Source organism: Mycolicibacter minnesotensis, assembly GCF_010731755.1.
GTDB classification, from domain to species: Bacteria; Actinomycetota; Actinomycetes; order Mycobacteriales; family Mycobacteriaceae; genus Mycobacterium; species Mycobacterium minnesotense.
The window spans coordinates 3,091,068-3,111,308 of the sequence record NZ_AP022589.1 but is presented as its reverse complement, the minus strand read 5'-3'; the positions used below and the strand labels follow the sequence as shown (position 1 = coordinate 3,111,308).

The following is a 20,241-nucleotide window of genomic DNA, read 5'->3' as shown; positions in this document are numbered from 1 at the left end:
GTGGGCCGACCCCCGGTTTTGGGGGTGGGCTGTTTCCACCGTGTCACCAAAGCTTTGTAGTTTGGTGGTGGGGTGTGGTTATGAATTGTGGTTTGTGGTTGCGGGCAACACAATTGTTGTTTCTTGTGTGTTGTAAGTTTTCGGCCGGTTAGTGCCAGTTCCCTGCACACCTTACGGTGCTTCCAGGTCTGGTCTATCAATCCCGTAGTCTGCGGGGGGCCTTATCCCTCTAAAAGGGTGAGAATCCTGGTCTTGGAGTAGGTTTCCCGCTTAGATGCTTTCAGCGGTTATCCTGTCCGAACGTAGCTATCCAGCCGTGCTCCTGGTGGAACAACTGGTATACCAGAGGTTCGTCCGTCCCGGTCCTCTCGTACTAGGGACAGGTTTCCTCAAGATTCTGACGCGCGCGGCGGATAGAGACCGAACTGTCTCACGACGTTCTAAACCCAGCTCGCGTGCCGCTTTAATGGGCGAACAGCCCAACCCTTGGGACCTGCTCCAGCCCCAGGATGCGACGAGCCGACATCGAGGTGCCAAACCATCCCGTCGATATGGACTCTTGGGGAAGATCAGCCTGTTATCCCCGGGGTACCTTTTATCCGTTGAGCGACACCCCTTCCACTCGGGGGTGCCGGATCACTAGTCCCGACTTTCGTCCCTGTTTGACGTGTCAGTCTTACAGTCAAGCTCCCTTGTGCACTTACACTCAACACCTGATTGCCGTCCAGGTTGAGGGAACCTTTGGGCGCCTCCGTTACATTTTAGGAGGCAACCGCCCCAGTTAAACTACCCACCAGGCACTGTCCCTGAACCAGTTTCATGGTTCGAAGTTAGAGGTCCAATACGATCAGAGTGGTATTTCAACAACGACTCCACCCACACTGGCGTGCGGGTTTCACAGTCTCCCACCTATCCTACACAAACCGCATCGAACATCAATACCAAGCTATAGTGAAGGTCCCGGGGTCTTTTCGTCCTGCCGCGCGTAACGAGCATCTTTACTCGTAATGCAATTTCGCCGAGTCTATGGTTGAGACAGTTGAGAAGTCGTTACGCCATTCGTGCAGGTCGGAACTTACCCGACAAGGAATTTCGCTACCTTAGGATGGTTATAGTTACCACCGCCGTTTACTGGGGCTTAAATTCTCAGCTTCACCCCGAAGGGTTAACCGGTCCTCTTAACCTTCCAGCACCGGGCAGGCGTCAGTCCGTATACATCGTCTTGCGACTTCGCACGGACCTGTGTTTTTAGTAAACAGTCGCTTCTCACTGGTTTCTGCGACCCTCTCCCGCTGCCCACCGCAAGGGTGTTGACGGTATGGGGGTCCCCCTTCTCCCGAAGTTACGGGGGTATTTTGCCGAGTTCCTTAACCATAGTTAACTCGTACGCCTTGGTATTCTCTACCTGACCACCTGTGTTGGTTTGGGGTACGGGCCGTGTGCGTGCTCGCTAGAGGCTTTTCTTGGCAGCATAGGATCACCGAATTCGCCGCAATCGGCTATGCATCACCTCTCGGACTATATGCCAGACGGATTTACCTATCTGACGTCCTACGGGCTTACCCCAGTATTACCACTGACTGGTACGGCTACCTTCCTGCGTCACCCCATCGCTTGACTACTACCCACCCGGGTCCCACGCAGCCGATAAACGCCTCATCCCGAAGGATAAAGTCGTCCACCATTTGGGTGGTTAGCAGAATGGATTCATCAGGGACGCTCACACACGGGTACGGGAATATCAACCCGTTGTCCATCGACTACGCCTGTCGGCCTCGCCTTAGGTCCCGACTCACCCTGGGAGGACTGGCCTGGCCCAGGAACCCTTGGTCTTTCGGCGGGCAAGGTTCTCACTTGCCTCATCGCTACTCATGCCTGCATTCTCACTCCCACACCCTCCACCACTAGATCACTCTGTGGCTTCACCGGATGCAGGACGCTCCCCTACCCAATACTTACGTATTGCCGCGGCTTCGGCGGTGTGCTTGAGCCCGCTACATTATCGGCGCACAATCACTTGACCAGTGAGCTATTACGCACTCTTTCAAGGGTGGCTGCTTCTAAGCCAACCTCCTGGTTGTCTATGCGACTGCACATCCTTTTCCACTTAGCACACGCTTTGGGGCCTTAGCCGGCGATCTGGGCTGTTTCCCTCTCGACGCACGGAGCTTATCCCCCGCCGTCTCACTGCCACGCTTACACTCACCGGCATTCGGGTTTGGCTGACGTCAGTAACCTAGTAGGGCCCATCGGCCATCCAGTAGCTCTACCTCCGGTGAAACACGCAACGCTGCACCTAAATGCATTTCGGGGAGAACCAGCTATCACGGAGTTTGATTGGCCTTTCACCCCTACCCACAACTCATCCCCTCAGTCTTCAACCTAAGTGGGTTCGGGCCTCCACGCGGTCTTACCCGCGCTTCACCCTGGCCATGGGTAGATCACTCCGCTTCGGGTCCACAACACGCCACTACACCAGCCCCTCTGGACTGGATACGCCCTATTCAGACTCGCTTTCGCTACGGCTACCCCACACGGGTTAACCTCGCGACGTGCCGGTGACTCGCAGGCTCATTCTTCAAAAAGGCACGCCATCACCCCACTACTAAGAGAGGGCTCTGACGGATTGTAGGCACATGGTTTCAGGTACTATTTCACTCCCCTCCCGGGGTACTTTTCACCATTCCCTCACGGTACTAATCCGCTATCGGTCATCGAGTAGTATTCAGGCTTACCGGGTGGTCCCGGCAGATTCACAGCAGATTCCACGGGCCCGCTGCTACTCGGGAAATCGTCACAAGACAGGTATCGGGTTTTCACGTACCGGGCTCTCACCGTCTACGGCAGGCCATCCCAAGCCACTTCCGCTAACCACAACACTTTTTCACTGTCCTCCAGGCGAGTAGACCCAGACATGACGCTCCCACAACCCCGCACACACAACCCCTACCCGGTATCACATGCATACGGTTTAGCCATCCTCCGCTTTCGCTCGCCACTACTCACGGAATCACATTTTGTTTTCTCTTCCTACGGGTACTGAGATGTTTCACTTCCCCGCGTTACCTCCCCACTGGCTATACATTCACCAGTTGGTGACACGACATCACTCGTGCCGGGTTTCCCCATTCGGACATCCTCGGATCCACGCTCGGTTGGCAGCTCCCCGAGGCATATCGCAGCCTCCTACGTCCTTCATCGGCTCTCGATGCCAAGGCATCCACCATGCGCCCTTAAACACTTACAAACACAAAAACCAAGAACAAAAATTGCAAAACAAACAAGACAAAAATCTTGCTTGTTAGATGCTCGCAACCACTATTCACAAAACAAAGACCACACCCCACCACCAAGATGGAGCGACAACACACCCACCCCACAACGGGGCAAAACAGGCCTGTTGCCTCAGGACCCAACAGTGTGCCCAACCCGAAAGCCGGCCGACAGGAAAACCCGCCAGTTGGTGATCAAAAAAGTTGTTGCTTCTAAAAACAATCTGCACCACCAGCAACCCACTACAGGCCACCAGCGAAAAATATCCCAACCATCACATCCCGCACTGTTGCGGGGACGGGGGAAAATGGTGCTCCTTAGAAAGGAGGTGATCCAGCCGCACCTTCCGGTACGGCTACCTTGTTACGACTTCGTCCCAATCGCCGATCCCACCTTCGACGGCTCCCTCCACAAGGGTTAGGCCACCGGCTTCGGGTGTTACCGACTTTCATGACGTGACGGGCGGTGTGTACAAGGCCCGGGAACGTATTCACCGCAGCGTTGCTGATCTGCGATTACTAGCGACTCCGACTTCATGGGGTCGAGTTGCAGACCCCAATCCGAACTGAGACCGGCTTTAAAGGATTCGCTAACCCTCACGGGATCGCAGCCCTTTGTACCGGCCATTGTAGCATGTGTGAAGCCCTGGACATAAGGGGCATGATGACTTGACGTCATCCCCACCTTCCTCCGAGTTGACCCCGGCAGTCTCTCACGAGTCCCCACCATTACGTGCTGGCAACATGAGACAAGGGTTGCGCTCGTTGCGGGACTTAACCCAACATCTCACGACACGAGCTGACGACAGCCATGCACCACCTGCACACAGGCCACAAGGGAACCGATATCTCTACCGGCGTCCTGTGCATGTCAAACCCAGGTAAGGTTCTTCGCGTTGCATCGAATTAATCCACATGCTCCGCCGCTTGTGCGGGCCCCCGTCAATTCCTTTGAGTTTTAGCCTTGCGGCCGTACTCCCCAGGCGGGGTACTTAATGCGTTAGCTACGGCACGGATCCCTAAAGGAAGGAAACCCACACCTAGTACCCACCGTTTACGGCGTGGACTACCAGGGTATCTAATCCTGTTCGCTCCCCACGCTTTCGCTCCTCAGCGTCAGTTACTGCCCAGAGACCCGCCTTCGCCACCGGTGTTCCTCCTGATATCTGCGCATTCCACCGCTACACCAGGAATTCCAGTCTCCCCTACAGTACTCTAGTCTGCCCGTATCGCCCGCACGCCCACAGTTAAGCTGTGAGTTTTCACGGACAACGTGACAAACCACCTACGAGCTCTTTACGCCCAGTAATTCCGGACAACGCTCGCACCCTACGTATTACCGCGGCTGCTGGCACGTAGTTGGCCGGTGCTTCTTCTGTACCTACCGTCACCCCAAAGAAAACCTTGGAGCTTCGCCGATACTGAAAGAGGTTTACAACCCGAAGGCCGTCATCCCCCACGCGGCGTCGCTGCATCAGGCTTGCGCCCATTGTGCAATATTCCCCACTGCTGCCTCCCGTAGGAGTCTGGGCCGTATCTCAGTCCCAGTGTGGCCGGACACCCTCTCAGGCCGGCTACCCGTCGTCGCCTTGGTAGGCCATTACCCCACCAACAAGCTGATAGGCCGCGGGCCCATCCCACACCGCAAAAGCTTTCCACCACACACCATGAAGCATGCGGTCCTATTCGGTATTAGACCCAGTTTCCCAGGCTTATCCCAAAGTGCAGGGCAGATCACCCACGTGTTACTCACCCGTTCGCCACTCGAGTACCCCCGAAGGGGCCTTTCCGTTCGACTTGCATGTGTTAAGCACGCCGCCAGCGTTCGTCCTGAGCCAGGATCAAACTCTCCAAACAAAAACTATTTGGAAACAATCCCAAAACATCAGTCAAAAACTGACATCAAAAAACGCCACACCCCCAACACGGGGCGCCAAAGGCATGGCAAAAACAACAACAAAAAATTTCACCAAACACACTATTGAGTTCTCAAACAACACGCCTGCCTGGCTTCAGGCAACCCCACTACTATACTCTCGAGTTGGCGCTAAGTCAACTCCGAGATTTTCGGGGCTTCCAGAAGGAGTTCCAGTCTTGCTACCTGGCTTCAGGCAACCCCGCTACTATACTCTTTCGCTGACTTGAAGTCAACTCCGAGATTTTCGGGGCTTCCAGAAGGAGTTCCAGACTGCCGGCTGTTCCGCTCCCGCGGCCCGCCTGCTTGACCTATATTACACGTTCTATCTCAGCGCCCAAATCGCCTAGATACTCAACGAATAACGGGTATCCGCGATCGATGTGAAAAACGTCGTGGACCTCGGTTTCTCCGTCCGCGACCAGGCCCGCAAGGACCAACCCGGCGCCGGCCCGAATGTCGGAGGCCCACACCGGTGCGCTGGACAGCTGCGGCAGACCACGAATCACCGCGTGGTGGCCGTCGGTTCGAGCATCGGCGCCCAGCCGGATCATCTCTTCGACGAACCGGAACCTCGCTTCGAAGACGTTCTCGGTGATCATCGACGTGCCGTCCGCGACAGCCGCAAGGCCGATCGCCATCGGCTGCAGATCAGTGGGGAATCCCGGAAACGGCAGGGTCGCGACGTTGACGGCCTTGGGCCGGTCGTACTGGACCACCCGGAACCCGTTATCGGACTGCGTCACCGTGGCACCCGCGTCGTGCAGCTTGTGCAGCACCAGCTGCAGGTGCGATGGGTCCACACCGGTGACCGCGATATCGCCGCGTGTCATCACCGCAGCGATCGCCCAGGTCGCGGCGACGATCCGGTCACCGATCACTTGGTGCTCGGTCGGATGAAGACGCGGCACGCCGGTGATCTTCAGGGTTGGAGTCCCCGCACCTTCGATCTGCGCCCCCATCTGGTTGAGCATCATGCAGAGGTCGGCGACATCAGGCTCGCGCGCAGCATTGTGGATGGTCGTCACGCCTTCGGCCAGGACCGCAGCCATCAGAATGTTCTCGGTGGCTCCGACCGATGGAAACTCCAGCTGGATCTCCGCCCCACGCAACTTATCGGCGTGCGCCACCACACATCCGTGCTCGATATTGCAGGTGGCACCCAACTGCCGCAGGCCGGCCTGGTGCATGTCCAGTGGCCGCGAACCGATCGCGTCGCCACCGGGCAACGCCACCTTCGCCCGCAGACAACGGCCCACCAGTGGCCCGAGCACACACACCGAAGCCCGGAACTGCCGCACCGCGGCGAAGTCCGCGTCGTACTTGGGCTCGTCCGGGGAGGTGATGCGCACCGTGGTGCCGTCCAGTTCGACATTGGCGCCCAGCCCGCGCAGTACCTCGGCCATCAGCGGTACGTCGAGGATGTCCGGACAATTAGTGATCGTGCTGGTGCCCTCGGCCAACAGGGCCGCGGCCATCAGTTTCAGGACACTGTTCTTAGCCCCACCGACGGCCACCTCACCGGACAGGCGGCTACCCCCGGTAACAACAAAACGCTCTCCCACTCGGGTCAGTGTAGTGACGACACGAGCCTGATCCCGACCAATCCGGACTCCCACGAACTACGACCTCGTGGCGACGACCCTGCGCGCTAATCTAGGACCTATGTCCGTACACATCACTCGCGTTTACACCCGTACCGGCGACGACGGCACAACCGGCCTCAGCGACTTCTCCCGTGTGCCCAAGACCGATGAGCGGCTGGTGGCCTATGCCGACGTCGAGGAGGCCAATGCGGCCATCGGCGTCGCTGTGGCGTTGGGCAAGCCCGCCGATTCGATGCGTGCCACCCTGCTACAGATCCAGAACGATCTGTTCGACACGGGCGCGGACCTGGCCACGCCGGTTGCCGAGAACCCCGAGTACCCGCCGCTGCGGATCACCGCGGACTACATCGCCCGGGTCGAGGCATCCTGTGACGAATACAACGCACAGCTGCCCGCACTGGACTCGTTCATCCTGCCGGGCGGTTCACCCCTGTCGGCGTTGCTACATGTTGCCCGCACCGCGGTGCGCCGGGCCGAACGTTCGGCCTGGGCCGCGATCGAGGCCCACCCGGATGGGGTGTCCATCCTGCCGGCTAAGTACCTGAATCGGTTGTCGGACTTGATGTTTGTGTTGTGCCGAGTGGCCAACACCGACGGCGACGTGCTGTGGATGCCCGGCGGCGATCGCACCGACCGCCCCGAAAAGTAGTACGGGCCAACAATTTCGACCTGATCAATAACTCTGACGCCGGGCCCGCGGCGACGGGCGTGCCTCCAGCCACGACAGGAACGCCGTCCGTGCGCCGCGGTCCATGGCTATCTCGAAGCCGGCCCGACGGTCCTGGCTGACGTCGCACAGTTCCAGCACCACGATCTCGTCGGTCATGATGTCGAACTCGTCGCCACGGGGCGCACGGCGCGAGACTACCTCCACACCGCGACGACTCAGTCTGCGGTCCGGCCAGAGCCGAACACTGGAGAGTCGATAGAAGGCAGCCTCTCCGCCGCGGTAGCGGATGACACCGTGGCGCCAGCCGTGTCCGCCGACAGCCGGAAGGTCGCGCATGATCGCCGCCGTGCCTCCTTGCCGCAGCTTCCACAAGCGGTAGCTGAGTGCCACAACGGCACTGAGGAGAACGACGACGAGCACGACCATGCAGATCATGGGCGTGCTCATCGGTTCACGCCTATTAGTCGATCACACCCAGGGCGCGCAGCCTGGCCCGTCCCTGTGCGGCCGTCTTCGGGTCGCTGGACTGGGCCTCGTGCCGTGCGGTCGCCTCGTCGATCTCTGCGGCGAAGTCGACCGCCTCGGCCAGGATGCTGACACCCTCGTCGGTCACCGACAGGAATCCGCCGTGGACGGCCAGCCGCAGCTCGCCCTCCTCGACGCGGTCCACCCGGACCATGGCGTCATCGACGAGCTCGGCAACCACCGGGATGTGGCCCGGCAGGATGCCGATCTCACCGACGGTGGTCCGAGTGAAGATGAACGTGGCCTTGCCCGACCACACCTTGCGGTCGACCGCGACGATGTCAACGTCAAGCTCTGCCATTACCCACCGCCTTTCGCCGTCACTGGATTCTCGGTCACAGCTTGGCGCCCAGGCTCTCAGCCTTCTTGGCCAGGTCGTCGAGGCCGCCGATCAGGAAGAACGCCTGCTCGGGCAGGTGGTCGAAGTCACCCTTGGTCAGGCGGTCGAAGGCTTCGATAGTCTCCTTCAGCGGAACCGTCGAGCCGGGCTGACCGGTGAACTGCTCGGCCGCCATCATGTTCTGGCTCAGGAAACGCTCGATACGCCGCGCCCGACCGACCAGCTGCTTGTCCTCTTCGGACAGCTCGTCGATACCGAGGATCGCGATGATGTCCTGCAGGTCCTTGTAACGCTGCAGCACCCGGATGACCTCTTGGGCAACGCGGTAGTGGTCGTCACCGACGATGGCCGGGTCCAGAATGGTCGAGCTGGAGGCCAGCGGGTCCACCGCGGGGAAGATGCCCTTGGAGAACACCGCACGGGACAGCTCGGTGGTCGCGTCCAGGTGAGCGAACGTGGTCGCCGGCGCCGGGTCGGTGTAGTCGTCGGCAGGCACGTACACGGCCTGCATCGAGGTGATGGACCGGCCACGGGTCGAGGTGATGCGTTCCTGCAGCTCACCCATCTCGTCGGCCAACGTCGGCTGGTAACCCACGGCCGACGGCATACGGCCGAGCAGGGTGGATACCTCAGAGCCGGCCTGGGTGAACCGGAAGATGTTGTCGATGAACAGCAGCACGTCCTGGCCGGCCTCGTCGCGGAACCACTCGGCCATGGTCAGTGCGGACAGGGCCACGCGCATACGGGTGCCCGGCGGCTCGTCCATCTGACCGAACACCAAAGCGGTGTCCTTGAGCACGTTGGCGTCCTCGAGCTCGACCCACAGGTCGTTGCCCTCACGGGTGCGCTCACCCACGCCGGCGAACACCGAGGTGCCACCGAAGTTACGGGCGATACGGTTGATCATCTCCTGGATCAGCACGGTCTTGCCCACGCCGGCGCCACCGAACAGGGCGATCTTGCCGCCACGCACGTACGGGGTCAACAGGTCGACGACCTTCAGACCGGTCTCGAGCATCTCGGTGCGCGGTTCCAGCTCGTTGAAGGGCGGGGGCTTGCGGTGGATGCCCCAGTGTTCGAAGTCTTCGCCGTAGCCCGGCTTGTCCAGGCAGTTGCCCAGTGCGTTGAACACGTGGCCCTTGACCTCGTGGCCCACGGGCACCGAGATCGCTGCCCCGGTGTCGGTGACCTCGGTGCCACGCACCAAGCCGTCGGTGGGCTGCATCGAGATGGTGCGGACCAGGTTGTCACCCAAGTGCTGGGCGACCTCCAGGGTCAGCGTCTTGGCCAGCTCAGAATAGGAGATCTCGGCGTGCAGCGCGTTGAACAGCTCGGGCACCGCGCCCCGGGGGAACTCGACGTCGACGACGGGCCCGGTCACGCGCACCACGCGGCCGGCGGTTGTCTTGTCAGCGGTAACAGTCATTATCTTCTTCGCTTCCTTGGGGACTTACCGGGCGGCGTCGGCGAGGGCATTCGCACCGCCGACGATTTCGCTGATTTCCTGGGTGATCTGAGCCTGGCGCTCACGGTTGGCCTCAAGGGTCAACGCTTTGATCAAGTCGTCGGCGTTGTCGGTCGCCGACTTCATCGCGCGCTGGCGTGAAGCCAGCTCCGACGCCGCCGAGTCGAGCAATGCTGCGTACACGCGGGTGGTCAGATACCGCGGCAGCAACGAGTCGAACAGCGCCGTGGCGTCCGGTTCGAAGGAGTACAGCGTCCGCGGACCGGTCTCCTCGCCCACGTACTCCACCAACATCGGGGCAATCCGGCGGGCCTCCGCCGACTGCGACAACATCGAGCGGAAGTCCGTGGACACGATGTGCAGCTCGTCAACGCCCAGGATGCCGTCGGCACCCGGGTGGCTGCCGTCATCGTCTGCACCGGCCAGGAAAGTCTCGACCAGAGTCGAGGCGATCGCTGCGGCGTTCTCGTACGTGGGTTGCTCCGAGAAGCCGGTCCAGGAATCGGTGACCGCCCAGTTCCGGAAGGAGTAGTAGGCCAGCGCCTTACGGCCCACGACGTAGAGCACCGGGTCCTTGCCCTCCGACCGCAGCAGGGCAAACAGCTCCTCGGCCCGCCGGAAGACGTTGGCGTTGTAGCCGCCACACAGACCACGGTCGGACGACACCACCAGGACCCCCGCCCGTCTGGGCTCGCTGCGCTCGACCAGCAGCGGGTGGTCCAGGGCCGCTTCCGCAGCCAAGGTGGTGAGCATCCGGGTGATCTCGACGGCATAGGGGCGTGCCGTTTCGAGCCGCGCCTGAGCCCGGCCGATACGCGATGTGGCGATCAGCTCCTGAGCCTTGGTGATCTTTTTGATCGACCCAGCTGAGCGGATCCGCCCGCGTAGTTCGCGAAGTGTGGCTGCCATAGCGGCGTTACTTCTTCTTCGCCGGCGCGGCCTTGTGGACCTGCACGGCTTCCTTGCCGAGCTTGTCCTCGTCCAGCGCCGCGACGTGCTCGTCGGGCACCACCGAGCTGCCGTCGGAGGCGGCGAAGCTCTTCTTGAACTGGTTGATCACCGCGACCAGCTTCTCGTTGGCCTCATCGGAGAGCTTCTTGGTCTCGCGGATGCCCGTGAGGAGCTCACTCTCCGAAGCCCGGATGTGATCGAGCAGCTCGGTCTCGAAGCGGCCCACGTCCTCGACCGGTACCGAGTCCAAGTGTCCTTCGGTTCCCAGGAAGATCGAGATGACCTGGTCTTCGACGGCCAGCGGAGCGTACTGGGGTTGCTTGAGCAGCTCCACCAGGCGGGCACCGCGCTCAAGCTGCGCCTTGGAGGTTGCGTCCAGGTCAGAGGCGAACGCGGCGAAGGCCTCCAGCTCGCGGTACTGCGACAGATCCAGACGCAGCGAGCCGGCCACCTCCTTCATCGCCTTGATCTGCGCGGCGCCACCAACACGGGACACCGACACACCGACGTTGATGGCCGGACGAACGCCCTGGTTGAACAGGTCGGTCTCCAGGAAGCACTGGCCGTCGGTGATCGAGATGACGTTGGTCGGGATGTAGGCCGAGATGTCGTTGGCCTTGGTCTCGATGATCGGCAGGCCGGTCAGCGAACCGCCACCCAGCTCGTCGGAGAGCTTCGCGCAACGCTCCAGCAGACGCGAGTGCAGGTAGAACACGTCGCCGGGGTAGGCCTCGCGGCCCGGCGGGCGGCGCAGCAGCAGCGAGATGGCGCGGTAGGCCTCGGCCTGCTTGGTCAGGTCGTCGAACACGATCAGCACGTGCTTGCCGGAATACATCCAGTGCTGGGCGATCGCCGAGCCGGTGTATGGGGCCAGCCACTTGAAGCCGGCGGAGTCCGAGGCCGGTGCGGCGACGATCGTGGTGTAGTCCATGGCGCCGCCCTCTTCCAGCGCGCGACGCACGCTGGCGATGGTGGTGCCCTTCTGGCCGATGGCGACGTACACGCAACGGACCTGCTGCTTCGGGTCGCCGGTCTCCCAGTTCTTGCGCTGGTTGAGGATGGTGTCCACACACAGCGCGGTCTTGCCGGTCTTGCGGTCGCCGATGACGAGCTGGCGCTGGCCGCGACCGATCGGGGTCATGGCGTCCACGGCCTTGATGCCGGTCTGCAGCGGCTCGCTGACGCTCTGGCGCTCCACCACCGAGGGCGCCTGCATCTCCAGCGGACGGCGGGTCTCTGCCTCGATCTCGCCGCGCGCGTCGATGGGCTGGCCCAGCGGGTTCACGACGCGGCCCAGGAAGCCGTCGCCGACCGGAACCGAGAGCACCTCGCCGGTGCGCTTGACCTGCTGGCCCTGTTCGATGTTTTCGAAGTTACCCAGGATGACCGCACCGACGTTGTGCTCGTCGAGGTTCAGGGCCACGCCCAGCACCCCGCCGGGGAACTCGAGGAGCTCCTGGGTCATCACCGAAGGCAGGCCCTCGACGTGTGCGATGCCGTCACCGGCGTCGATGACGGTGCCGACCTCCTCGCGCGCGGTTTCGGCGCTGAAGGAGCTCACGTACTCCTCGATCGCCCCCTGAATGTCGTCAGAGGAGATTGTCAACTCTGCCATGGCTTTTCGTCTTCCTGCCTTCGAATGGGTATTGGGCTCTGAGACCGGGTAGGTCCGGGTAGGTCTTGATCAGTCGGGCAATTGCGTCTTGGCGGCTGCGAGACGCGACGACAGCGTGCCGTCGATGACCTCGTCGCCGACCGAGATCGTCAACCCGCCCAGCAAAGCCGGGTCGAGGCCGACCTGCACCCGGACCGGGTGGCTGTAGATCCGGCTCAACACGGTGTTCAGCCGGGTGCGCTGGGCGTCACTGAGTTCAGCAGCCGCACCGACCTGCGCCACCAGCTCACCGCGGCGGGCCACGGCGATCTGCGCAAGCTCGGTGATCGCCTCATGCGCGGACTGACCACGCAGCAGTCGAACCGTCTGCTCCAGCAGGGCTGCCGTGATCGAGTTGGCGCCACCGGCACCGCTGAGGACATTGCGCAGCAGACCAACCCTGCGGTCGGCGGGGGTGACGGTGTCACCGAGCAGAATGTCCAGCCGGGGCTGTGCGTCCAGCAGGCGGGAGAACCGGAACAGCTGGTCCTCCACCTCATCCACGGTGCCCGCACCTTCGGCCGACAGCAGCAGCGCCTGCCGAGCGACGTGCTCGACGGCGGTCACCACGTCGGCACCGTTGGACCACCGAGCCGAGGCGGCCTCGGTCACCACGGTCAGGGCAGCAGCACCGATCTTGTCGGCGAACAACCGCTGCACCAGGCGCACCTTCGGTGCGGCGTCCTCGGTCGGCTCGGTTAGGTGGCGCGCAACCACGCTCTCGCGCCCCAGCAGTTCGGCGACCGCAGTCAGGTCACCGGCCAGCGCGGCCAGGCCCTGCTGGTCCAGGCCACCGGCTACCTCGCCGAACTTGTCCAGCAGGCCGGCCAGGGCCTGACGGCTGGCCGAGCGCATCCGGACCAGGATCGGTGACTCGACCTCGACGGACTTCGGCGCCATGGCCTCAAGCTCGTCAAGGAACCGGTCGACCGTGGCGGACTGCCGTTGCGGGTCGGCAACGTGGGCCCGAACCAGTTCGGCCGCCCGCTGCACCGACTCCGCACCGAGGCCCGAGCGAAGTTCACGGATGACCTGGTTCCGCATCAGACCGACCTGCTGTCCGCCGGTGGTCTTGACCCGTTCGGCCTCGACACCGGCCTGAGCACGCAGTTGCTCGGCGATCCGCTCGGCGTCCGAGCCGGCCTCCGCGGTGACCTGCTTCGCCTCGGCGGAAGCATTGGCGAGCGCCGTGGAGTGCGCCTGACTGGCTTCAGTCAGGCGGGCGGCGGCGGCTGCCGCCTCCTCCAGCTCCTTGCGCACCGACTCCTGCTGGTCGGCCATCAACTTGCGGACCGGCGGCACCACGAACTTGACCACCAGCCATACGATGATGGCAAAGCCGACCAGCTGCCCGATGAATATCGACATCTCTGTTGCTACCGCCCCGTGCTCGCCGCGGAGAGTGCCTCGACGTCAACGCCGAGGATCCGGCTGGCCAGGGTGGCTGACAACGTCTCCACCCGGGCCTGCAGTTGCTCACTCACCGCATCGCCTTCCTGCTTGAGTTTGTCGTTGGCGGCCTGCAATGTCGAGGCCACCTCCGCCTCTGCCGCCGCCCGCTGCTCGTCGATCGCCTTGCGGCCCTCGGCCCGAGCTTCGTCTCGCGCAGAGGATGCCGCCAGGCGCGCCGCCGCCATCTGCTTTTCGTAGTCGGCGTCGGCGGCCGCGAACTGCTCGGCGGACTCCCGGTTGTTGGCGAGTGTCTTGGTGATCATGTTCTCGCGCTCCCGCAGCACCTTCATGATCGGCGGCACCACGAAGGTACTGATCACGCCGAGAACGATCACGAAGATCGCGAGTACGACGAAGAAGGTGCCGTCGGGAATGAGGAAGCTCTTCTTCGGGCCTTCCTCAGCTGCCTCGCTCAGCGCGAGGACAGCAACGCTCATGTCACCCATCGTGTTGCGTTACTGCTGCGCAGCGATCGGGGTGGCGAAGACGAACAACGCCATGAAGGCCAGGTTGATGAAGTAGGCCGCTTCGACCAGACCAACCGTGATGAAGAACGGGGTGAACAGGCGACCCTGAGCTTCGGGCTGACGAGCGATACCAGCGATCAGCGCGTTACCGGCGATGCCGTCACCGATACCGGCGCCGATGGCGCCGCCGCCCATGATGAGACCGCCGCCGATGAGGGCACCAAGTCCGATCAGATTGGGATCTGCCATTTCATTCCTCCTTGCTAGCTGGTAGTGCTCTACCAGGTCTGATGTGGTCGTACAGGTGGTTCTAGTGGTGGTCTTCTTCGAGCTCCATGGCCTGACTGAAGTACAGGATGGTCAGCAGCGCGAAGATGAACGCCTGGATCAGTCCGACGAACAGGTCGAAGGTCTTCCAGATGGCGTTGGGCGCCACCATGAAGACCGGTCCCAGCAGCGCGATCAGGCTGACCAGGATGCCGCCGGCGAAGATGTTGCCGAACAGACGCAGGGACAGCGAGACCGGCTTGGCGATCTCCTCGACCAGGTTGATCGGCGCCAGGACCGCGACGTGGCCCTTGAGCACCCGCAGCGGGTGGCCGATGAAGCCGCGACGCCAGAAGCCGGCCAGGTGGTAGCCGACGAACACGAACATGGCCAGCGCCAGCACGAAGTTGATATCGGCAGCGGCAGAGGAGAGCAATTCGTGGACACCGTGCTCGTCGCCGTACTGCACCGGTAGGACCGACAGCCAGTTGCAGACCAGGATGAACACGAAGATGGTGACCGCCACCGGCAGCACGAACGGCGCGATCTTCATGCCGATGGCGCCTTCGATCTGGTTGCGCATCTGGATGGTGATCGCCTCGAAGAACAGCTGCACCCCGCTGGGGACGCCGGTCGAGGTGACCTTGGCGCGCAGGAACAGCGCCAAGGCGATCACGATCACCGCGGCGATCGCGGTGGAGGTGATGGTGTCGATGTTGACCTCACCGACCAGCGGCCACACCGCGGTCTCGTGGTGGCCGACCTCGATGGCTCCCTCGGCCAGGATCGACTCAGTCATTTTCCGTCCCTTCAGCGCCTGACTCTGACGCTTGCGCGCGGAGCTTTTTTACCACTGGCAGCATGGTGCTCAGCACCAGCACTACCTCGAACAGGGCCAGTCCGAACAGGACCCCGAGGCCCTCCGGTCGGAACTGGTAAGCAATCGCCAGACCGATCACGCTGATGACCAGCAGACGCGACGCCGAATTCAGCGCCATCTTCTTCTTCAGCGGGTGGTCCGAGGCGGTGATCTTCAGTGCCGACCGGCGGATCAGCAGCGCATTGCCCAACCCGAGCGCCAGACCCAGTCCGAAGAACACTCCGAACAGCGGTCGGCCGAACTGGGCGGCGGCGGCGATCGCGGCACCGGTCAGTACGAGACAGATCACCAGCAGCCGAATCGGCTGGAATACCACCGACGGCAACACCAACGGCGCATCCTGCGCTGGTGTCGTCACCGCTCACCCCAATCTGAGTCTGCTCTGCGTCGTGATCGTGAAGTCGCCCGCCGAGCGTATCGGATGCCCGAACGCACTCTGGAACCACCTACGACACCATCCTAGACGGTGCTACTACCGCGCGTCGTAGGGGCCGTCTTCGGGGTCGCCATCCCGGCGTAGCAACGGGATGAGCGTAACCACAATCGCGATGAGCATCGCACCCAGCATCACCGCGCCGGTGTAGCGCGGATCGAAGAATATGGTGCCGGCCGCCCCGAACGCGACGATCGCCGTCCACAAATAGATCAGCAGGACCACCCGGCGGTCGGAATGTCCGATCTGCAGCAATCGGTGGTGCAGGTGCATCTTGTCCGGACTGAAAGGACTCAGTCCGGCACGTGTGCGGCGAATGATCGCCAGCAGCACGTCCAGGGCCGGCACGCACATCACGGCGGCCACCAGCAGGAACGGCGACAACAACGCGAACGCGTCGCGCGCGCCGTAGGCGGTCTGGGAGATCGGTCCTGCCGCGGTGGTGGACGCCGCTGCCAGCATCAGGCCGATCAACATCGAGCCGGAGTCGCCCATGAAGATCTTCGCGGGGCTGAAATTGTGCGGCAGGAACCCCAGACAGGCCCCAGCCAGTACCACCGAGATCAAAGCGGGCGGGTAGAACAGCACGTCGCCGCCGTGGTCGTGCAGCACGCCTACGGAGAACATGCAGATCGCCAACGCCGTGATCAGTCCCAACCCCGCGGCCAGCCCGTCGAGACCGTCGACGAAGTTCATCGCGTTGACGATCGAGACCGTGAGCGCAAGCGTGAGCAGGATCGACGACACCTGGTCGAGGACCACGGTGCCGACGCCGCCGAGCGGGATGTAGAGCACGCTCCATGCGACGCCCATCGTGACCAGCACGCTGGCCGCGGTGATCTGGCCGGCGAACTTGGTCAGGGCGTCCAGCCCCCACTTGTCGTCGAGCAGGCCGATCCCCATGATCACGCCGCCGGCCAGCACCACCGCGGGCATACCGGTGGAGTACACGAAGCCGCGGGTCAGTGCCGGCAGCTGCGAGGCCAGGAAGATCCCGGCGACAATGCCGACGTACATGGCCAGCCCCCCCATCCGCGGGGTTGGCTGCACGTGTACATCGCGCTCGCGCGGATAGGCCACCGCACCGATCCGGGTGGCCATCCAGCGGACCGGCCCAGTGGTGAAGTAGGTGATGATCGCGGCAGTCAGTCCGACCAGTGCGAGCTCCCGCAACGGCACCCCGGCGCCGCGATCGGCCAGCGCCAGCAGGCTGGTCACGGCGCCGCCGTCAGCGCAGCCGGATCCAAACCCAGCACCGCCCCGATCTGTTCGGCGGAGACCGGGCCGGTTCGCACGATTCTGGGGGCGGGACCGGTCAGATCGACGATCGTCGAGGCCTCGCCCTGCTCGGCTGGTCCCGCGTCGAGGTAGACCTCGACGGACTCCCCCAGCTGGCATTGCGCCTCGGCAGCCTCGACCGCGGGCGAGCCACCGGAGACGTTGGCACTGGACACCGCCATCGGGCCCACCGCTATGAGGACCTCGAGGGCCACCGGATGCAGCGGCATCCGCACCATGACGGTGCCGCGGGCTTCACCCAGATCCCACTGCAGCGACGGCGCCTGCGTGACGATGAGACTGATGGCTCCGGGCCAGAACGCCCGAATCAGCTCGCGGGCGGCGTCGGGCACGATGAGCGCCAGCCCGTCAATGGAGTTCCACGAACCGACCAGGACGCCCACCGGCATGTCACGGCCGCGCCGCTTGGCAGCCAGCAACGCGGTGACTCCGGCGGCGTTGAAGGCGTCCGCGCCGATGCCGTACACGGTGTCGGTAGGCAGCACCACCAGACGACCACGCCGGACGGCGTCGATCGCCGCCGCGATCCCCGCCGCGCGCTGGTCGGTGTCGGTGCAGTCGAAAACCTCTGTCATGGTTGACCGTTCCTGATCGCTGTCACGAACCGGAGCCGCCCAGTCAGGTCGGGCCGGGACACTACTTCATCGAAAAGTCCGGTGCCGCATACGGTATGGACTGTGGCTTCCGGCGTGGTGTCATCGTGTTCGACGGCGAACAGACCGCCGGTGCGCAGCAGCCGCCCGGCAAGGGCAGCCAGCGGCGTGATCACCGACATGCCGTCCGCACCGCCGAACAGTGCGTGATGCGGATCATGCTGAGCCACTTCAGGATCGAGGTCGGCACCTTCTGGAATGTAGGGCGGGTTACTGACCATCATGTCGACCCGCCCGTCCCACTCCGACAGCACACCGACACCGGTGACGTCGGCAGGGATCAACTCCACTGCCGTGCCCGCACAGTTGCGTCGCGCGTAGTGCAGCGCCTCTTCGGAGTCCTCGATGGCCAGCACGCGGGCCTCGGGGAAACTGCGGGACAGCGCGATCGCCAGCGCCCCGGAACCGGTGCAGGCGTCGACGATCACGGCACCCGGGCCGAGCTTGTGGGCCGTGGCGTGGTTGACAGCCCACTCCAGCAGGGCCTCGGTCTCCGGACGCGGGGTGAAGACGCCCGGTCCCACCTCAAGCAGCACGGGACCGAAGGCAGCGGTGCCGATCAAGTGCTGCAGCGGTATTCGCGAACTGCGCGCGGTGACCAGTTGCCGATAACTCTGGAAGAACTCGTCTCCAGGTGGGTCCAGCAGCGCAAGCCGGCCTCGCTCGGTGCCGGCGGCATGCGCAGCCAACTCTTCGGCGTCATAGCGGGCGGAGTCGATCCCGGCATCGGCGAAAAGTGCCGCGGCGGAGTCGATGGCGTCCCGGAGTTCGATTGTCCGACTCGCCCCCGCGCGCGGGAGGTGCCCCCACCTCATCGCTTCGCTCTGCATCGTCGTCGGACGGAGGCTCACGCCGTCCCCTGTAACCGGGTTTCCCTATCGGCGGCCGCCAGTGCGTCGAACATCGGGTCGAGGTCCCCATCGAGAACCTGGTCGAGGTTGTGCGCCTTGTAGCCGATGCGGTGATCGGTGATCCGGTTCTCCGGGAAGTTGTAGGTGCGGATCCGCTCACTGCGGTCCACGGTGCGGATCTGGCTGGCCCGGTCGGCGGAGGCGTCCGCCTGCGCCTGTTCCTCGGCCACGGCCTGCAGCCGGGCAGCCAGGACCTGCAGCGCACGAGCCTTGTTCTGCAGCTGAGACCGCTCGTTCTGACAGGTCACGACGATCCCGGTCGGCAGGTGGGTGATCCGCACTGCAGAGTCGGTGGTGTTGACCCCCTGGCCGCCTTTGCCCGAGGAGCGATAGACGTCGATGCGCAGGTCGGACTCGTCGATGGCAACCTCGGCCACTTCTTCGGGTTCGGGATAGACCAGTACCCCAGCCGCCGACGTGTGCACGCGGCCCTGCGATTCGGTGACGGGCACCCGCTGCACGCGGTGCACCCCACCCTCGAACTTCATCCGCGACCACACACCGTCGGCGCTGTCGCCCTTGCTGGCGATAGTGAGGGTGGCGTCCTTGTAGCCGCCGAGGTCGGAGGTGGTCTCGTCGAGAACAGTCACCTTCCAGCCCTGGCGTTCGGCGTAGCGGATGTACATCCGGGCCAGGTCGGCGGCGAACAACGCCGACTCCTCACCGCCTTCGCCGGATTTGACCTCCAGCACGATGTCGTCGGCGTCGTGCGGGTCGCGGGGCGCCAGCATGTCGGTGAGCGCGGTGTCCAGCTCGACGACCTGGGTCTCGAGCTCACGGACCTCATCGGCGAAAGAGGAGTCGTCGGCGGCCAGCTCACGCGCAGCCTCTAAATCGCCACGGGCGGCCTCGAGTTTGCGATGCGTCGCCACGATGGGCGCCAGCTGCGCGAAGCGCCGCCCGGCTCGACGCGCCTCGGCCGGATCGTTGTGCAGTTCGGGATCGGACAGCTGCGTTTCCAGGGCGGCGTGCTCAGCCAGCAGGGCGTCGATCCCCTGAGTGCTTTGGGTCATCTCACCTCCATCCCCGAACGCACGCCGACGCCCGGGTGACGTGCTGGCACGTTCCGGGCGTCGGTGAGGGAACTACTTGTCGGCGGTCGCTGCGCCGGCGGTGCGCTTGCCGTAGCGCTTCTCGAAGCGTGCGACCCGGCCGCCGCTGTCGAGGATCTTCTGCTTGCCGGTGTAGAACGGGTGGCACTGCGAGCAGACCTCGACCACGATGTGGCCGCTCTCCTTGGTGCTGCGGGTGGTGAAGCTGTTGCCACAACCGCAGACCACGGTGGTCTCGCCGTAGGCAGGGTGAATGCCAGTTTTCATGATGTCCTCTTCAATCGTTGGCCGCCGGGTCGCCCGCCTTCGAAGTGGAGGCGAACGTGAACCGGAACCTGAGGTGGTTGATTATGCCAGCTGCGCTGTCGCCCCCCAAAACGCCGGGGGCGACGCTCGAATTCCCGGCGTCTACGTTGAGCTTGCCGCTA

At 63.3% G+C, this 20,241-nt stretch carries 17 protein-coding genes and 2 rRNA genes; 1 reads left to right on the top strand and 18 read right to left on the bottom strand.

All coding sequences use genetic code 11. The features are described 5' to 3' along the window. Window positions 1–128: 128 nt before the first annotated feature. The 3 genes from G6N09_RS14435 to murA all read right to left on the bottom strand — a co-directional run bounded on the left by G6N09_RS14435 (window position 129) and on the right by murA (window position 6,752). A 23S ribosomal RNA gene (locus G6N09_RS14435) occupies window positions 129–3,247 on the bottom strand. 347 nt (window positions 3,248–3,594) lie between these two features. Beyond that, a 16S ribosomal RNA gene (locus G6N09_RS14430) occupies window positions 3,595–5,129 on the bottom strand. Together the 16S and 23S rRNA genes form the textbook arrangement of a ribosomal RNA operon. 369 nt (window positions 5,130–5,498) lie before the next feature. Beyond that, the gene (murA, locus tag G6N09_RS14425; protein ID WP_083027830.1) at window positions 5,499–6,752 is read right to left on the bottom strand and encodes a UDP-N-acetylglucosamine 1-carboxyvinyltransferase; all 1,254 of its coding nucleotides are present in this window, start codon (window positions 6,750–6,752) and stop codon (window positions 5,499–5,501) included. A gap of 100 nt (window positions 6,753–6,852) precedes the next feature. On the opposite strand from murA, the gene G6N09_RS14420 reads away from it, so the two are divergent. Continuing rightward, window positions 6,853–7,443, top strand: coding sequence for a cob(I)yrinic acid a,c-diamide adenosyltransferase (locus G6N09_RS14420; RefSeq protein WP_083027831.1), 591 nt, complete (start codon window positions 6,853–6,855; stop codon window positions 7,441–7,443). A gap of 24 nt (window positions 7,444–7,467) precedes the next feature. Here the strand turns inward: G6N09_RS14420 and G6N09_RS14415 are convergent, their stop codons facing one another. The 15 genes from G6N09_RS14415 to rpmE form a co-directional block, all read right to left on the bottom strand. Next, window positions 7,468–7,911: a DUF2550 domain-containing protein gene (locus G6N09_RS14415; RefSeq protein ID WP_083027832.1), complete on the bottom strand. Its 444-nt coding sequence runs from the start codon at window positions 7,909–7,911 to the stop codon at window positions 7,468–7,470. Window positions 7,912–7,924: 13 nt separating this feature from the next. Then, window positions 7,925–8,290: a F0F1 ATP synthase subunit epsilon gene (locus G6N09_RS14410; protein WP_083027833.1), complete on the bottom strand. Its 366-nt coding sequence runs from the start codon at window positions 8,288–8,290 to the stop codon at window positions 7,925–7,927. 34 nt (window positions 8,291–8,324) lie between these two features. Further along, complete coding sequence (gene atpD, locus G6N09_RS14405; RefSeq protein ID WP_083027834.1) at window positions 8,325–9,755, bottom strand: F0F1 ATP synthase subunit beta; 1,431 nt, start codon at window positions 9,753–9,755, stop codon at window positions 8,325–8,327. A 24-nt stretch (window positions 9,756–9,779) separates the two neighbouring features. After that, on the bottom strand, window positions 9,780–10,703 hold the full coding sequence (locus G6N09_RS14400) for a F0F1 ATP synthase subunit gamma (protein WP_163752813.1): 924 nt from the start codon (window positions 10,701–10,703) through the stop codon (window positions 9,780–9,782). A 7-nt stretch (window positions 10,704–10,710) separates the two neighbouring features. Next, the gene (gene atpA / locus G6N09_RS14395; RefSeq protein ID WP_083027836.1) at window positions 10,711–12,360 is read right to left on the bottom strand and encodes a F0F1 ATP synthase subunit alpha; all 1,650 of its coding nucleotides are present in this window, start codon (window positions 12,358–12,360) and stop codon (window positions 10,711–10,713) included. Window positions 12,361–12,429: 69 nt separating this feature from the next. Further along, the gene (locus G6N09_RS14390; protein ID WP_083027837.1) at window positions 12,430–13,767 is read right to left on the bottom strand and encodes a F0F1 ATP synthase subunit B/delta; all 1,338 of its coding nucleotides are present in this window, start codon (window positions 13,765–13,767) and stop codon (window positions 12,430–12,432) included. Window positions 13,768–13,775: 8 nt separating this feature from the next. Next, window positions 13,776–14,297: a F0F1 ATP synthase subunit B gene (locus G6N09_RS14385; protein ID WP_083027838.1), complete on the bottom strand. Its 522-nt coding sequence runs from the start codon at window positions 14,295–14,297 to the stop codon at window positions 13,776–13,778. A gap of 9 nt (window positions 14,298–14,306) precedes the next feature. Continuing rightward, the gene (locus tag G6N09_RS14380; RefSeq protein WP_019735417.1) at window positions 14,307–14,567 is read right to left on the bottom strand and encodes a F0F1 ATP synthase subunit C; all 261 of its coding nucleotides are present in this window, start codon (window positions 14,565–14,567) and stop codon (window positions 14,307–14,309) included. Between the two features lie 61 nt (window positions 14,568–14,628). Beyond that, a complete protein-coding gene (gene atpB, locus G6N09_RS14375) occupies window positions 14,629–15,384 on the bottom strand; it encodes a F0F1 ATP synthase subunit A (RefSeq protein ID WP_083027839.1) in 756 nt (251 codons plus the stop codon). Next, complete coding sequence (locus G6N09_RS14370) at window positions 15,377–15,823, bottom strand: ATP synthase subunit I (protein WP_083027840.1); 447 nt, start codon at window positions 15,821–15,823, stop codon at window positions 15,377–15,379. Before G6N09_RS14370 ends, atpB begins: the two co-directional genes overlap by 8 nt. A 114-nt stretch (window positions 15,824–15,937) precedes the next feature. Then, window positions 15,938–17,116, bottom strand: coding sequence for a glycosyltransferase family 4 protein (locus G6N09_RS14365; RefSeq protein WP_083027841.1), 1,179 nt, complete (start codon window positions 17,114–17,116; stop codon window positions 15,938–15,940). Beyond that, window positions 17,113–17,772 (bottom strand): L-threonylcarbamoyladenylate synthase, encoded by a 660-nt coding sequence (locus G6N09_RS14360; protein ID WP_083027842.1) that lies wholly within the window; start codon window positions 17,770–17,772, stop codon window positions 17,113–17,115. Before G6N09_RS14360 ends, G6N09_RS14365 begins: the two co-directional genes overlap by 4 nt. Continuing rightward, window positions 17,769–18,665, bottom strand: a complete 897-nt coding sequence (gene prmC / locus G6N09_RS14355; RefSeq protein ID WP_083027867.1) for a peptide chain release factor N(5)-glutamine methyltransferase — start codon at window positions 18,663–18,665, stop codon at window positions 17,769–17,771. Before prmC ends, G6N09_RS14360 begins: the two co-directional genes overlap by 4 nt. A 32-nt stretch (window positions 18,666–18,697) precedes the next feature. Further along, window positions 18,698–19,774: a peptide chain release factor 1 gene (gene prfA, locus G6N09_RS14350; protein WP_083027843.1), complete on the bottom strand. Its 1,077-nt coding sequence runs from the start codon at window positions 19,772–19,774 to the stop codon at window positions 18,698–18,700. A gap of 72 nt (window positions 19,775–19,846) precedes the next feature. After that, the gene (gene rpmE / locus G6N09_RS14345) at window positions 19,847–20,080 is read right to left on the bottom strand and encodes a 50S ribosomal protein L31 (RefSeq protein ID WP_083027844.1); all 234 of its coding nucleotides are present in this window, start codon (window positions 20,078–20,080) and stop codon (window positions 19,847–19,849) included. Window positions 20,081–20,241: the final 161 nt, after the last annotated feature.